Here is a 14135-nt window from a genome sequence, read left to right on the forward strand (position 1 = left end):
CTCACAACCGACTCAACAGTCGCCGCCGGAGGCGGCTTCCCGGGCCGCGACCGGAATTCGACGTCGACGGGCCAGCAGCACGGCGGCCCCGGGCAGGCTGGCCACCAACACCAGTGCGCCGTAGACGGTGGCGGTGGCGACGCCCTCGGCCGCGCTGAGGCCGGCCGCGCCGAACACCCACGCCGCCACCCCCTCGCGCGGTCCGAAGCCGGCCACGTTCAACGGCAGGCCCATCGCGAGCAGGGCGAGCAGCGTCAACGGCAGCAGTCGGGACAGCGGGGCGTCCGATCCGGCGGTACGCGCCGCCACCAGGAAGGTGGCCAGGTGACCGGCGACCATCACCGCCGAGGCGACAAGCACACCGAACCAGGTGCGCCGCGCCAGCAGCCCCGAGCGCACGTCCGCCACGGCGGTACGCAGTGCCGTCGCCCAGCGCGAGCCACCGCCGTTGGGAAGGAGCCGGGCCAGCAGCACGGCGGCCAGCCCGCCGGCGACGAGCAGCGCGGCGGCGACCGGCAGGTACGGTCGCACCGGGGACGGGAAGGCCGCGAGCACCACCAGCGCGACTCCGAGTAGGACCACCTGCCCGGCGGTACGCTCCCAGACCACCGCGCGGATGCCCCGGCTGACGTCACCGGCGTCGCGGCCGTGGCGTACCGCCCGGTGCACGTCGCCGAGCACCCCGCCGGGCAGGGTGGCGTTGAGGAACACGGCCCGGTAGCAGTGCGCCACGGCGGTCGCCAGTGGCAGGCGGACGCCGAGGCCCCCGGCGACCAGGCTCCACCGCCACGCCGCGCAGACCGTGGTGAGCACCCCGATGACCAGCGCCGCTGCCAACGCCGGCGCGTCGATCAGTCGTACTCCGGCGAGGAACGGGCCGCTGCCCACCTGCCACAGCAGGACGGCGAGCAGACCCACCCCGCCGACCACTCGTGCCCAGGCCCAGAACATCGGCGCCGGCCCTCCCCTTGAAGATCGTCCACTTGCCCTAGTGCACGTACCCAGGGCGTGAACGGTTCATCCACCGGCGAGGATGTCACTGTGTTCGACAAGCACGGTGAGTCGGCCGGCCGCCGCGTCGGCCAACCGGCGTCGGGCGTACGCCTGGGCGGGGCCGGCCAGGTCGGGGCGCTGCTCGCAGGCCGCCCCGAGCCACCCCCGGAACCACTCGGCGGCCAGGTCGGCCTGCTCCGGGCCGAGACGCCACGGGCTGGGCCGTTCCCGCACGTCGACGCCGCGCCGGGCGAACGCGGCGGCGGTGGCGGCGGCGGCATCCGGGCCGAGCAGCCGCCGGCCCTCGACGGTACGCCGCTGGTGGTCGTTGAACGCGGCTTCGACCGCCTCGTCCAGCGGGTCGGCCGGGGTGAACCGGACCCGTCCGGTCACCGAGACCGCGAACAGGGCGGGCCGGCCGACGCAGGCGGCCACCACCCGTTCGATCTCCTCCGCGGTGAGCATGTCCAGCAGCGCGGACGCGGTGACCAGGGAAGCGTCGGCGAGGTCGGCGGCGGTCAGCCGGGTGAGGTCACCGCAGCGGGTCTGGACGGTGACCGGGGCGCCGTCGGCGGCGGTCACCCCGCTCATGCCCTCGGCGGCACGGGCCAGCAGGTCGGCGTCCCGGTCGTGCAGCACCCAGTGCTGTGCTCCGGGCAGTCGGGTGGCCAGCCAACGACTCATCGAGCCGGTGCCGCTGCCCAGGTCGTGGATCACCGTCGGGGTGTGCCCGGTCAGCCGGGCCCGGACGGCGTCGAGCAAATCCTCGGAGCGCGCCGCCGCGTCGGCCGGCTCACGCAACCGCAGCCAGTCCGCGAACGGCAAAGTCTCCTCGGCGGTCAATCCGCCACCTCCTTCAGCACGCCGGCCAGCAGCGCGGTGGTCACCGGCCAGTCGGTCAGGGTGTCGCGCCGGGCGAGAGCGGCACGCCGCAGCCGGGCGCGTAGCGCGTCGTCGTCCAGCCAGCGGAGCAGCGCGGCGGCCAGCGCCGCCGGGTCACCGGGCGGGACCAGCAGCCCCGGGCGGTCACCGTCGGGCGCGTGACCGAGCGCCTCCGGCAGCCCGCCCACGTCGGTGGTCACCACCGGGAGGCCGCGGGCCAGCGCCTCGGTGACGACCATGCCGTACGTCTCGCCCCTGGACGGCAGCACCAACAGGTCGGCGGCGGCGTACGCCTCGTCCAACGCCGCGCCGGTCAGCGGGCCGACCAGCCGTACCCGCTCGGTGAGGCCCGCCCCGGTCAACCGGTCGCGCAGCCGGTGCACCAGGTCCGGTTCCCGGGCCAGGGTGCCCGCACAGACCATCGTCCAGGACCGGCCGACAAGCGTGGCCAACGCGTCGACCAGCACGTCGTACCCCTTGTGGTGGGTGACCGCCGCGACGCAGAGCAACCGGTCGCCGGCCGCCGAGCCGGCCGCGGGCGGCGCGGGCCGCACCCCGGGCGGCGCGGCCCGGACCCGGCCGGCGAGCGTCGGGTGACGGACCAGCAGGGCGCTGCGGGTCCACTCGCTGGTGGTGACGACGGCCCGGGCGGTGGCCAGCGCGCGGGCCTCCGTCTCGTCGTCCAGCGGCATGTGCACCAGAACCACCAGGCGCAGCCGACGGGCGTGCGGGGCGAGCAGGTCGGGCACGGCCGAGGCGATCAGGCCGTCGATGAGCACCACGGCGTCGTCGGGCGCGGCGGCGAGCACCCCGCCCAGCGTCGCCCGGTCGGCCGGGTCGGGGTGCGGCCACGTGCCGGGCACCGGATGTTCGTGGACCGACCAGCCGTGCTCCCCCAACCCCGCGCAGATCCGGCGGTCGTAGGAGTTGCCGCCGCTGGGTGTGGCCGGGTCGTCGATGTCACCGGGCAGGACGACGTGCACCGCCCGGCCCGCATCGGTCACAACGACCGCTCGTAGCTCGCCCAGGCGATGTGCGACTCGTGCAGGGTGACAGTGATACCGGTCAGGTCGCGGGCCCCCGCGCCCAGCTCACCGGCGTGCACCCGCTCGACCAGTCGATCCGCGACCGTGCGGGCCAGCACCTCCGTGGTGGTGTTCACCCCGGCGAAGGCCGCCTCGTCGTCGAGGTTGCGGTAGGTCAGCTCGCCCAGCACGGCCCGCAGCTGCTCGGTGGCCAGGCCGATGTCCACCACGATGCCGTCGGCGTCCAGGTCGGGCCGGCGGAACGTCGCGTCCACCACGAACGTCGCGCCGTGCAGGCGTTGGGCGGGCCCGAACACCTCTCCTCGGAAACTGTGGGCGATCATCATGTGGTCCCGCACGGTCACACTGAACACGGTCACTCTCCGTCGTCGTAGGTGATGAGGTGGCAGAGGGCGGGCAGGTCACCCGAGGTCAGTCTGGCGAGTACGTCGGGCAGCTCCGCGAAGCGGGACGCGCCGGTGATCAACGCGTCGAAGGCCGGGTCGTCGAGCAGGTCCAGGGCGAGCGCCAGTCGGTCGGCGTAACTGCGCCGTCCCCGTCGGGCGGGTGCCACCATGCCGACCTGACTGCTGCGCACGGTGAGTCGACCGGAGTGGAACGCGCCGCCCAGCGACACCTGCACCGGGCGGTCGCCGTACCAGCTCAGCTCGATGACCGTGCCCTCCGGGGCGAGCAGGTCCAGCGACTGTTGCAGGCCGGCGGCGGTGGCGCTGGCGTGCACGACCAGGTCCCGGTCGCCGCGGGCGTCGGCCGGGTGGGCGAAGTCGACGCCGAGGGCCCCGGCCACACCGGCCCGGCGCGCGTCGGTGTCGACCAACTCGACGTGCACGCCGGGGAACCGGGCCAGCAGCGCCGCGACACAGCAGCCCACCATGCCCGCGCCGATCACGGTGACCCGGTCACCGACCAGCGGCGCCGCGTCCCACAGCGCGTTGACGGCGGTCTCCACCGTGCCGGCGAGCACCGCTCGGGCGGCCGGCACCCCCTCCGGCACCGGCACCACCGCACTCACCGGCACGACGTACGCGCTCTGGTGCGGGTGCAGGCAGAACACCGTCCGCCCGAGCAGCTCCGGTGGGCCCTGCTCGACCACGCCGACGCTGAGGTAGCCGTACTTGACCGGGCCGGGGAAGTCGCCCTCCTGAAACGGCGCGCGCATGGTGGCGTACTGGTCGGTGGGCACCCGGCCGGCGAAGACAAGCGTCTCGGTGCCCCGGCTGACACCGGAGTAACTGGCCCGGACCAGCACCTCGTCGGGGCCCGGGTCGGCCAGCGACACCGGCCGGATCTCGGCCGCGCCGGGTTCACGCACCCAGCAGGCGTACGCCTCGCGGATCACCGTCGCGCACCTCACCTCTGCTCCGGGCCGGACCGATCGGCCACCTCGGGGTCCCCGGTCGGGGTTGTCGATCATAAACACGGAGGTACGGCGCGCACAGTTCGAAGCTCGTCCGGGATGATCTCTATTCGGACAGACCTGACATAAGGTGCTCCACCTTGACCAAACGGTTCGGCTCTCGCGGCACATCACCTGATGACCGCGATGGCCAAGCTCGCTGATTCGGGGGTGGCATCGCCGGGTCACCCTTTTGACGCGGCAGAACCCCGGTTTTCGGGGGCGAGGACCCGGGTGAAGAATGCCAGGGTGTCGCGGATCAGGGGCTCCAGCGGCACTCCGACGAAACAGTGGTCGGCCCCCCGCACCACCGACAACTCGACCTCGGCTCCCACCGCGGTCAACGCTGCGGCAAGCTCCTCGCTCTGCCCCACCGGTACGACCAGGTCCTGGTCGCCGTGGATCAACAACATGGGTGGGGCCTGGTCACTGACGTAGGTGATCGGACTGGCCGCCCGGCCCAGCCCCGGGTTCTCGGCCAGCGGGGCGCCGATCAACAGGGATTCGGGCGAGTCCGCCGCGTCGTGGTCGATCGTCCCGGACGGGTGTGCCTGCGACTGCATGGTCAACAGGTTCGACGGCGCGTACCAGCAGACCGCCGCCCGGACAACGCTGTCGTCCTGGTCGTCCCCCGTCAGCGCGACCATCGAGGCCAGATGCCCACCGGCCGACTCGCCCCACACCCCGATCCGCTCACGGTCCACACCCAGCGTGTCGCCGTGTCGGCGCAGCCAGCGCACCGCCGCCTTGACGTCGTCGAGTTGAGCGGGGAAGTGCGCCTCGCCGCTGAGCCGGTACTGCGCGGAGGCGACCGCGAACCCCGCACGGATGGCGGCGGTGAACGGATCCGCTTCCATGAGCCAGTCCGCCGGGTGCTTGGGCGAGCCGAACAGCCACGCGCCGCCGTGGATCCACACCAGGACCGGGACCGGTTGGGGTGCCTTCACCGGCACGACAAGGTCCAACGTCACCGGGCGGAAGCCCGGGACCTCGTTGACGACGATGTCCCGGTGCTCGGTCCGGTCGGTCCAGCTTCGGGATGTCGCGTCGATCATCAGGCCATCTTCGCACCGACGGTCCGGCCGTACCCGCTCACGGAAGCCGAGTTGATCACTGCTGCTTGTCGGGCGTGGCCGGGCGGGCGCGGACGTGCAGCCGCTCCCCCTGTGGCCCGAAGAGACTGAGGGCTTCGGCGGTGCCGGGGCCGGGGTTGAAGAAAAGGTGCGGAACGCGGGTGTCGAACTCGGCCACCTCCCCCGGGGTCAGCGTCAGGTCACGGTCGCCGAGCAGCAGGCGTAGCCGACCGGAGAGCACGTAGAGCCACTCGTACCCCTCGTGGGCCTGCGGGATTCGGCCCCCGGCGGACGGGTCCGGCGGGAAGATCTGCTTGAACGCCTGGACGCCGCCCGGTCGGCGGGTCAGCGGCAGGTACGTCACGCCGTGGATGACGATCGGTTTGGGGCGTACCCGGGGGTCGCCGGTGGCGGGGGCGTCGACCAGTTCGTCGAGCGCCACCTGGTAGGCCCTCGCCAGCGGGAGCAGCAACTCCAGCGTGGGTCGACGACTACCGGACTCCAGCCGGGACAGGGTGCTCACCGAGATGCCGGTCAGCTCGGCGAGCTGGGTCAGCGTGGTCCCTCGTTGGTGACGCAGGGCACGCAGCCGGGGGCCGACGGCCGCCAGCGCGGCGCTGTCCTCGTTTGCCATAACGGCAAGGATAGTTGCCACCTTGCCGGCGGCGACGGATGGTGGGCGCAGCCGACGAAGCAAGAGGGAGATTCCGGTGGACGAGACATACGACGTGGTGGTGGTGGGCGGCGGCGCCGCAGGGCTCAGCGGGGCCCTGGCGTTGAGCCGGGCCCGACGGTCGGTGCTGGTGATCGACTCCGGTGAGCCGCGCAACGCGCCGGCCGACCGGATACACAACTACGTGGGCCGGGAGGGCACGCCGCCGGGCGAGCTGCTCGCGATCGGACGGGCCGAGGTGGCCGGGTACGGCGGGCAGTTCCGCACCGGGCGGGTGGAGGCCGCGACCCGGGACGACGACGGGTTCCGGCTGAACCTCGACGGCGGGGAGTCGGTGCGGGCCCGGCGACTGCTGGTGACCACCGGCCTGACCGACGAGCTGCCCGACGTACCCGGCCTGGCTCAGCGGTGGGGTCGCGACGTGCTGCACTGTCCGTACTGCCACGGCTGGGAGGTGCGGGACCGGCGGATCGGCGTGCTGGCGACCAGTCCGCTGAGCGTGCACCAGGCCGAGATGTGGCGACAGTGGAGCCCCAACGTGCTGCTCCTGCTGCACGACGCCCCGGCACCGGACGCGGAGACCGCCGAGCGGCTGGCCGCCCGGAGCATCGCGGTGGTGCCCGGCCCGGTCGCCGCGGTCGAGGTGACCGACGACGCGCTGACCGGCGTACGGCTCGCCGACGGCCGGGTGGTGGCGCTCGACGCGATCGTGGTCGCGACACGGCTGACTCCCCGCGCCGACGTTCTGGTGGGGCTGGGTCTGGCCCCGGAGGAGGTGATGATGGGTGAGCACGTCATCGGTGCCCAGATCCCGACCGACGCGACCGGCGCGACGACCGTCCCTGGTGTCTGGGTGGCGGGCAACGTGGCCGACATCCGCGGCCAGGTGATCACGTCCGCCGGGGCCGGTCTGACCGCGGCGGCGGCGATCAACGCCGATCTCATCGCCGAGGAGACCCGCGACGCGGTGGTCGCGTACCGGCAGTTGGTGGCCACCGCGTTCGAGGAGCCGGCGTGGGAGGAGCGCTACCAGTCCCGCCCCTCGGTGTGGAGTGGCCGGCCGAACCCGCAGTTGGTCGCCGAGGTCGCCGACCTGACCCCGGGGCGCGCCCTGGACGTGGGCAGCGGCGAGGGCGCCGACGCGGTGTGGTTGGCCGAGCGCGGCTGGCATGTGACGGCGGTGGACATCTCCAGCACGGCGCTGAGCCGGGCCGCCGCGCACGCCGAGACCGTCGGCGTGGGCGACCGGATCGAGTTCACCCACGCCGACCTGCGGGACAAGCCGCCCGCCGAGGAGGCGTACGACCTGGTGTCCGCGCAGTTCATGCACCTGCCCCCGGCGCAGCGGCGGGAGTTGTTCGGCCGGTTGGCCGCAGCGGTGGCACCGGGCGGTGTCCTGCTGATCGTCGGGCACCACCCGTCGGATCTGTGGGGGTCGGCGCACCGGATGCACATGCCGGACATGATGTACACCGCGCAGGACGTCGCCGCCGATCTGGAACCGGCCCACTGGGAGGTGCTGACGGCGGAGGAACGCTCCCGCGCCGCCACCAACTCCGACGGCGAGGACATCACCCTGCACGACGCGGTCCTGGTCGCCCGCCGACGCTGACCTCCAGCGACCACGTCGCCCCGCGTCTCCCGCGGTGACCTGCGTCGATCATGGACTTGTGCTGGACGACAAAGGTGGTGGAGCACCACCTTTCCGGCACCACGCTTCCATGATCGGCGCGGGAACGCGGAAACGCGGGGCGGCAACATGAGAGGTGGTGGGGCAGGACTTCGCATGAGGTCCGCTCGGCGGTAGCGTTGCGCCACACTGACGGCCCGTGGGGCAGGCGACCGCCGACCCTGACGCCCCGATCGTACGGAGGATGGTGCATGTCCATCGGCGCTGAGCCGCACGCAGCACGCGACGATGCGGCCTCCCGGCCGAGCTTCGAGCTCGCCCTGCGCGGATACGACAAACGCCAGGTGGACCGGCACCTGGAGCAGCTCGACGGTCAGATCGCGATGCTGAGTGGAGAGCATGGGCGCTCCGCCGTCCGCGTCCGTGAACTGACCGCCGAGGTGCAGCGGCTGCGTGCCGAACTGGCCGAGCTTCAGGAGCAACCCGTGCAGGTGGACCGCGCCTCGTTCCACGATCTGGGCCCGATGGTCGGCGAGATCATGGCACTCGCCGAGAAGCAGGCCGGCATCATCACCGAGTCGGCCACCGATCGGGCGAACGAGCTGCGCAGCGAGTCCGAGCGGATCCTCGCCGACACCCGTGAGCGGGCCGCGCAGGCACGTCAGGACCTGGCCGAGGAGTTGGCCGCCCGACGGGCCGAGCAGGAGCAGGCACACGAGGAGCGGCGCACCCTGGCCGAGGCCGAGCTGACCGCGATCCGCGAGCACGCCGAGCAGTTGCGCGCCGACGGTGAGGCCGCGCACGAGCGCGCCCAGCACGAGGCCAAGCGGATCACCGAGCAGAGCGCGCAGCAGCTCAACCAGACCCGGGTCGCCGCCGACGCGCTGATGAAGTCGGCCCGTACCCAGATCCAGCAGGAACTCCAGTCGGCCCGCTCCAAGCACCAGCAGGAGATGGCCCAGTGGCAGGCCAGCGTGGAGCGAGAGGTCAACGAGCGGCGTACCGCCGCCGAGCAGGACATCGCCGAACAGCAGGCCGCCGCCGAGCAGGAGCTGGCCGAGCAGCGCAGCGCGACCGAGCAGCAGATCGCCGCGCTGCTGGCCGAGGCGCAGCAGCACGTGACCGAGCTGCGCAACCGCGCCGACGAGCAGGCCGCCAGCCACCAGCAGCAGCTCGCCGCCCTGCAGAAGGAGCTTGAGGAGCGCCGGCAGGAGGCCGCCGAGCTGCACGCCGAGCTGGACACCGGCCGCCAGCAGCTCGCCGAGATCCGCCAGGAGGGCGAGACGCTGGAGAACGAGCTGTCCCGGATGCAGCAGCGACTCAACGAGGTCCGCCGGGACCTGACCGCCGAGAGCGCCCGGCTGGACGAGGCCCGTCGGGCCGGCGACTCCGCCGAGCGGCACGCCAAGGAGGTCCGCGCCCGCGTACAGCGGGAGGCGAAGCGGGTGGCCGACCTCGCGGCCGCCGCGGTCATGGCCGCAGCCGCCGGTGGTACGGAGACTGCCGAGTACCCGATGGTCGGTTCCCGCTCCAGCGCCGACCGGCCCGCCCCCGAGCGGGTGGGCGTCGAACGGCTCAACGTCGACCGCTTCGGCGTCGACCGGCGCCCCGCGGAACGAGCCACCCTGGACGAAGCGGACGCCGATCGCGCCACCCCCGACCGCGCCCCGCTCGACTCCGCACCTGCCGACCGCGCCCCGGTCGACAGTGGCCCTACCGACCGGACCTCAGCCGAGAACGGCTACGCCGACCGGACGCCGGCCGAGAACGGCTATGCCGACCGGACACCGGTCGAGGATGGCGACCGGGCCCCGGCCGAGCAGGCGAACGACGAGCACGGTGGCGGACCGGAAGTGGCGGACGAGTCGGCGACGTCCGACCGTGTGGCAGCCCGGGAGGTGAGCGCCGACGACGCCGAACCGACCTTCCCTCGGCACATCGGCACGGAGGCGCCGACGCCCGTGCCGTTCCTGGCCTTCGGGCAGCCGGTCAGCGAGAACGGCGCCGGCCGACACTGACCTCAGCCGCGGTCGCACCCGGGCCCGTGCGGATCCGCACCGGCCCGGGCCGAGCGCCCGGTCGCCGGTCAACGACCAACCTCTCAAGAGGGAGGCTGGGTTGACCGATCGAGGTACCTCCGCAACTCGGCGACCTCATCGTCGGTGAGGACGGGCGCGAAGTCGAGGTGCTCGCTGGGATGGACGCCTGTGCCGGAGCCGGCCACCGTGACGAACCAGGCTCCCTCGTGGCCGAACCAGTGCGCCTGTCCGGCCGCTCCGAGGTCGATGGCGTCGTCCGGCGCGGCGGACTCACCCGCCGAGACGATTCGCACCCACTGCCCGTCGCGCCCGTACGGCGGTTGAGGGATCACCACGTCCAGGTGATCCTCGGCGATCCGCTCCGTCGGCACGCCGAACAAACGAGCGGCACCCTCGCGTGCCACAGTGCGCACCTCCCTCAGGCTGCCGGTGACGCCGACCAGCACCTCCCCCTCGGGTCCTGCGACCAGCACCGCGTACGAGCGGTCCGCCTCATGGCGGACCCGTGCACGGAACCGCAGCGGAATGTCAGCCATCCAACAATGATCCCGTACCGGGCTAGCCGCGTGGTGAGTCGACGCCCCGCCTCACCCCCGCCGATCTTGCGGTTTCGGTCGCCGAGACGCGCGGAATGCCCCCTTACGTCGGGACAGTAAGTGCAAGATCGCGGAGAGGTGGCGGCCCGGGCGGATTCTGCGCGGAACGGATCACCGTACCCGTCGGAGCTGGCAGGCTGGGCTGGCCACCGCGCACCAGCGGAGGCCGCCGGCCCTGTCCGGTGACCGAGAGGAGCGCCCGGTGACCGACCAACCGGAGGAGTTCGACCTGCTCGTCGTCGGTGGCGGCAAGGCCGGAAAGACGTTGAGCATGGACGTCGCCCGGTCCGGTCAGCGGGTCGCCATGGTCGAGCGCGGCATGATCGGCGGCAGCTGCATCAATGTCGCGTGCATCCCGACGAAGGCGCTGGTGACCAGCGCGCGGGCCGCCCGCCAGCTGCGGGACGCGTCGGCGCTCGGCCTGACTGTGGACGGCGGCCGGGTCGACGTGGACCTGTTGCGCGCGCACAAGCAGGACGTGGTCGAGGGCATGGTGGCCGCCAACCGGCAGCAGTTCCTCGACTCCGGCCTGCACCTGGTGATCGGCGAGGCCCGGTTCGTCGGCCCACGGACCGTACGGGTGGCACTCGCCGACGGCGGCGAGCGACTGCTGCGCGGCAGCGACGTGGTGATCAACACGGGCACCCGCCCCCATCTGCCGTCGGTGCCCGGGATGGCCGAGGCCGGGGTGCTCACCAGCGACGAGCTGCTGCGCCTGGATCGGCTGCCGGCCCGGCTGGTGGTGCTCGGCGGCGGCACCGTCGGGGTGGAGTTCGCGCAGATGTTCGCGTCGTTCGGCAGCACGGTGACCCTGGTCGAGGGTGGTCCACGGCTGCTCACCCGGGAGGATCCCGACGTGAGCGACGCGGTGATGCGCGTCTTCCTCGATGATGGCATCGACGTCCGGGTGGGTGTGGCTGTCGCGCGGGTCGACCGGGAGGCCGACGGCTCGCTCCGGGTGACGTTGGACGACGGGGGTGTGGTGATCGGGGACGACGTGCTGGTGGCGGCCGGCCGGGAACCGGTCACCGACGGGCTCGGCCTGGACGTGGCCGGCGTACGGCTCAGCGAGCGGGGCTTCGTGGAGGTTGACGAGCACCTGCGCACCAGCGCCGAGCGCACCTGGGCGGCCGGGGACGTCGCCGGCAGCCCGCAGTTCACCCACGTCTCGCTGGACGATTACCGGATCATCCGGGCCAACCTCGCCGGAGGTCAGCGCAGCACCGCTGACCGGCTGATCCCGTACACCGTCTTCACCACCCCGGAGCTGGCGCGGATCGGGCTGACCGAGACCGAGGCGCGCCGCGCCGGGTACGACGTCCAGGTCGCCCACCTGCCGGTCGCCGCCATCCCCCGGGCACGCACCCTGCGTCAGACCCAGGGCGTGTGGAAGGCGGTCATCGACACCAGCACGGACCGGATCCTCGGCGCGGCGCTGCTCGGCGCCGAGGCTGGTGAGGTGATCACCTCGGTGCAGCTGGCCATGCTCGCCGGGATGCCGTGGACCGCCCTGCGGGACGCGGTCATCACCCACCCGACCATGACCGAGGGCCTCAACCTGCTCTTCGCCTCAATGGAGTCCCAGCCGGTCCGCTGAGCGCCGCGAGGCCGCCCGGTCCGCTGAGCGCCGCGGGGCCCACCCCCGCACCAGCGCGACGACTATCCGGCGATCTCGTCGCGTACCCGTTGTTGGAAGGCGCGGGCCTGCGCCCCGGTGGGCGGCGGCCCGCCGTGTCGCGCGGCGACCGCCTGACGGATCACCTCGGCCCGGTCGCCGGCGTCGATCAGCCGTTGACCGGCGGCCGCCTTCGCGAGCCAGACACCGTCGCGGTGGCGCACCAGCGACCGGCAGGCGCCGAGTACAGCGTCCTCGGTGCCGGGCGCGGGTTGGTCGTCCGGCGGGGTGGGCAGGGCCAGCCACCAGGACAGCGCCTCGATGAGCAGCCGGCGCAGGTCGGCCGGGGCGAGGTCGGCGAAGACCTCCCCGGCTGGCGGTCCGAGCAGTGGAAGCCCACTCTGGTGCAGGATGCTGCGGTCGAGGCCGTACCAGAATCGGCCGTCGGCAACCGGGCGGTCGACGGGGTCGAGGGTGCGCCGGAACGGCATGCCCGCCCCGGTGTTCAGTTCGACCTCGAAGCCCGGCTCGGGGGTGCCGGAGGTGGCCACCGCCCGGTCGTAGACGACCAGTTCCAGTCCGCGCGCGGGGCAGGGCAGCGCCTCGTGCCGCAGCCGGGCCACCAACGTCCGCTTGGCGGCCTCGGTGAGCGGCCCGGCGCTGAGCAGCGCCACGTCCACGTCGCTGCGGCCGGCCTGGTACGCCCCGAGCCCCACCGAACCGGCCGCGTACGCGCCGACCAGGTCGGCGCCGAGCACGTCGCGGGCGGTGCCGACGAGGTCATCGAGGTAGCGCTGAAGATCGGAGTCCACGGGCCATCATGACGCACGGCTCGGGACCCGGCGGGACTACCCCGCGTAGAGCAGCAGCAGACCGGCGACGGTGTACGCGACCATCAGGGCCAGCAGGGGTAGTTGGCCGGCCACCGCCCGGGCCCGAGGGAACAGGTACAGGGCGCGGTCGTGGGCGAGCAGTGTGCCGAGCAGGTGCCCGAGGACGATGACGGTGATCTGCACGGACGCCACCCCGGAGGGCGTGACCAGCGCGGTCTGCGGCTCCCAGCCGGCGGTGCCGAGCCAGTTGGCGCCGGTGCCCAGCGGGTCGGAGAGCAACGCGACGGTGCGCTGGCCCTCCAGGATCAGCAGTGAGTAGTAGTGCGCCACCACGTACCCCACCGCGATCGGCACGATGGAGTGGGCGATCTCGCCCGGCACCGCACGGGCGTCGGCCGCATCGGCGCGACCGATGCGCGCCGCCGCGCCGGTGGCGGCGAGGTACGCCACCGCGACGGCGGCGATGACGAGGCTCAGACCGGCGCTGCCGGTGACCGCCGGGTGCAGGCCGTTCTCCTGGCTGAAGCGCAACCATCCCGGCGCGTTGGAGAGGCTGTCGTACATGGTCGAGCCGAGGAGCACGACCACCACGGCGACCAGCCCGGGGCGGGGTCGCAGGCCGGCGATCCCGTCGAGCGGGTTGCGCCACACCAGGATGCCGTCGGCGGCCCGGCCGAGCGGAGCGAGCTGACCGATCAGGGTGCTGTACACCTCGAACGGGTCGGCGTGGTCGAACCAGCCGGCGCCGAACAGCACCGCGCCGGCCAGCAGGACCACCGCGTACCCGGCCAGCCAGGCGGTGATGACCGGCAGGGTGGCCCGGTCGGGGGCGACCAGTTCCAGCCAGACGAAGCCGAACAGGGTGGCGGCGGCCGGCCACCACCCGACGCTGTCGGGCAGCTCACGGAGCCCACGGTTCGGGTCGCGCCGCGTTGCCAGCGCCGCCAGCAGGTGCACCGTACGCAGTGGGTTGACCGCCCGCCAGACCGGGCCGAGTAGCAGCGACAGCGGGGCCAGCCCGACCCAGAGCAGCACGTAGAGCGCGCCGGCGGTCGGGTTGTCCGCGGTGTCCGGCCCGCCCAGCAGACCGAGGCAGAACCAGGCGGCGGCGAGCAGGCCCAGCCCGCGCAGCGCCCACCGGAACGCGGGCGCGTCGACGAGTCGGGCGAGCCAGCGCGCCACCGGGCGACCGCCGGTGGCGTCCCGATCGAGCCGGGGTTCGCGCCAGAGCAGGCCCAGCGCCACGAACGTGACGACGAGGGTCAGCGCGGCGGCGACGACGAGCTGCGGCAGCGTGATCGGCAGGTCCTGGCGGCCACCGACGCCGTGTGCCAGCAGCGTGGGAGCGGCCGTCATGCC

Annotated in this window: 13 protein-coding genes; 3 read left to right on the forward strand and 10 right to left on the reverse strand. The window is 73.3% G+C overall.

The annotated features are described in order from the left end of the window. Window positions 1-12: 12 nt before the first annotated feature. The 7 genes from ACIBD9_RS22690 to ACIBD9_RS22720 form a co-directional block, all read right to left on the reverse strand. Window positions 13-951 (reverse strand): YbhN family protein, encoded by a 939-nt coding sequence (locus ACIBD9_RS22690; RefSeq protein WP_387166104.1) that lies wholly within the window; start codon window positions 949-951, stop codon window positions 13-15. 66 nt (window positions 952-1017) lie between these two features. After that, window positions 1018-1836, reverse strand: coding sequence for a class I SAM-dependent methyltransferase (locus ACIBD9_RS22695; RefSeq protein ID WP_396720535.1), 819 nt, complete (start codon window positions 1834-1836; stop codon window positions 1018-1020). Further along, entirely contained in the window at window positions 1833-2879 is a 1047-nt protein-coding gene (locus tag ACIBD9_RS22700; protein ID WP_396720537.1) for a glycosyltransferase family 4 protein, read from the reverse strand. The genes ACIBD9_RS22695 and ACIBD9_RS22700 overlap by 4 nt, the downstream gene beginning before the upstream one ends. Next, complete coding sequence (locus ACIBD9_RS22705; RefSeq protein WP_196926417.1) at window positions 2876-3274, reverse strand: 6-carboxytetrahydropterin synthase; 399 nt, start codon at window positions 3272-3274, stop codon at window positions 2876-2878. Before ACIBD9_RS22705 ends, ACIBD9_RS22700 begins: the two co-directional genes overlap by 4 nt. A 2-nt stretch (window positions 3275-3276) precedes the next feature. Next, window positions 3277-4260: a dehydrogenase gene (locus tag ACIBD9_RS22710; RefSeq protein ID WP_396720540.1), complete on the reverse strand. Its 984-nt coding sequence runs from the start codon at window positions 4258-4260 to the stop codon at window positions 3277-3279. 242 nt (window positions 4261-4502) lie between these two features. Further along, window positions 4503-5372 carry an alpha/beta hydrolase fold domain-containing protein gene (locus ACIBD9_RS22715; protein WP_396720542.1) on the reverse strand — a complete coding sequence of 290 codons (870 nt, stop codon included), beginning with the start codon at window positions 5370-5372 and terminating at the stop codon, window positions 4503-4505. Window positions 5373-5427: 55 nt separating this feature from the next. Continuing rightward, the gene (locus tag ACIBD9_RS22720) at window positions 5428-6024 is read right to left on the reverse strand and encodes a helix-turn-helix domain-containing protein (RefSeq protein ID WP_396720544.1); all 597 of its coding nucleotides are present in this window, start codon (window positions 6022-6024) and stop codon (window positions 5428-5430) included. 76 nt (window positions 6025-6100) lie between these two features. Between ACIBD9_RS22720 and ACIBD9_RS22725 the strand changes: the two genes are divergently transcribed. Both ACIBD9_RS22725 and ACIBD9_RS22730 read left to right on the forward strand, forming a co-directional pair. Further along, a complete protein-coding gene (locus ACIBD9_RS22725) occupies window positions 6101-7675 on the forward strand; it encodes an FAD-dependent oxidoreductase (protein WP_396720546.1) in 1575 nt (524 codons plus the stop codon). Between the two features lie 269 nt (window positions 7676-7944). Beyond that, entirely contained in the window at window positions 7945-9711 is a 1767-nt protein-coding gene (locus tag ACIBD9_RS22730) for a hypothetical protein (RefSeq protein ID WP_396720548.1), read from the forward strand. Window positions 9712-9794: 83 nt separating this feature from the next. On the opposite strand, the gene ACIBD9_RS22735 is transcribed toward ACIBD9_RS22730, so the two are convergent. Then, complete coding sequence (locus tag ACIBD9_RS22735) at window positions 9795-10268, reverse strand: hypothetical protein (RefSeq protein ID WP_396720550.1); 474 nt, start codon at window positions 10266-10268, stop codon at window positions 9795-9797. A 262-nt stretch (window positions 10269-10530) separates the two neighbouring features. Between ACIBD9_RS22735 and ACIBD9_RS22740 the strand changes: the two genes are divergently transcribed. Then, complete coding sequence (locus tag ACIBD9_RS22740) at window positions 10531-11925, forward strand: dihydrolipoyl dehydrogenase family protein (protein WP_396720552.1); 1395 nt, start codon at window positions 10531-10533, stop codon at window positions 11923-11925. Window positions 11926-11987: 62 nt separating this feature from the next. On the opposite strand, the gene ACIBD9_RS22745 is transcribed toward ACIBD9_RS22740, so the two are convergent. Both ACIBD9_RS22745 and ACIBD9_RS22750 read right to left on the reverse strand, forming a co-directional pair. Then, entirely contained in the window at window positions 11988-12755 is a 768-nt protein-coding gene (locus ACIBD9_RS22745; protein WP_396720554.1) for a nucleotidyltransferase domain-containing protein, read from the reverse strand. A 36-nt stretch (window positions 12756-12791) separates the two neighbouring features. Further along, window positions 12792-14132 carry a hypothetical protein gene (locus ACIBD9_RS22750; protein ID WP_396720556.1) on the reverse strand — a complete coding sequence of 447 codons (1341 nt, stop codon included), beginning with the start codon at window positions 14130-14132 and terminating at the stop codon, window positions 12792-12794. Window positions 14133-14135: the final 3 nt, after the last annotated feature.

The sequence above is a fragment of the Micromonospora sp. NPDC050784 genome (assembly GCF_044456765.1).
Taxonomy (GTDB): domain Bacteria; phylum Actinomycetota; class Actinomycetes; order Mycobacteriales; family Micromonosporaceae; genus Micromonospora; species Micromonospora foliorum.

What these genes read in the sequence shown, in the direction of transcription:
- ACIBD9_RS22730 (WP_396720548.1), top strand. Translation starts at nt 7,945, where the DNA reads ATGTCCATCGGCGCTGAGCCGCACGCAGCACGCGACGATGCGGCCTCC.
- ACIBD9_RS22715 (WP_396720542.1), bottom strand. Translation starts at nt 5,372, where the DNA reads ATGATCGACGCGACATCCCGAAGCTGGACCGACCGGACCGAGCACCGG.
- ACIBD9_RS22750 (WP_396720556.1), bottom strand. Translation starts at nt 14,132, where the DNA reads ATGACGGCCGCTCCCACGCTGCTGGCACACGGCGTCGGTGGCCGCCAG.
- ACIBD9_RS22735 (WP_396720550.1), bottom strand. Translation starts at nt 10,268, where the DNA reads ATGGCTGACATTCCGCTGCGGTTCCGTGCACGGGTCCGCCATGAGGCG.
- ACIBD9_RS22720 (WP_396720544.1), bottom strand. Translation starts at nt 6,024, where the DNA reads ATGGCAAACGAGGACAGCGCCGCGCTGGCGGCCGTCGGCCCCCGGCTG.
- ACIBD9_RS22690 (WP_387166104.1), bottom strand. Translation starts at nt 951, where the DNA reads ATGTTCTGGGCCTGGGCACGAGTGGTCGGCGGGGTGGGTCTGCTCGCC.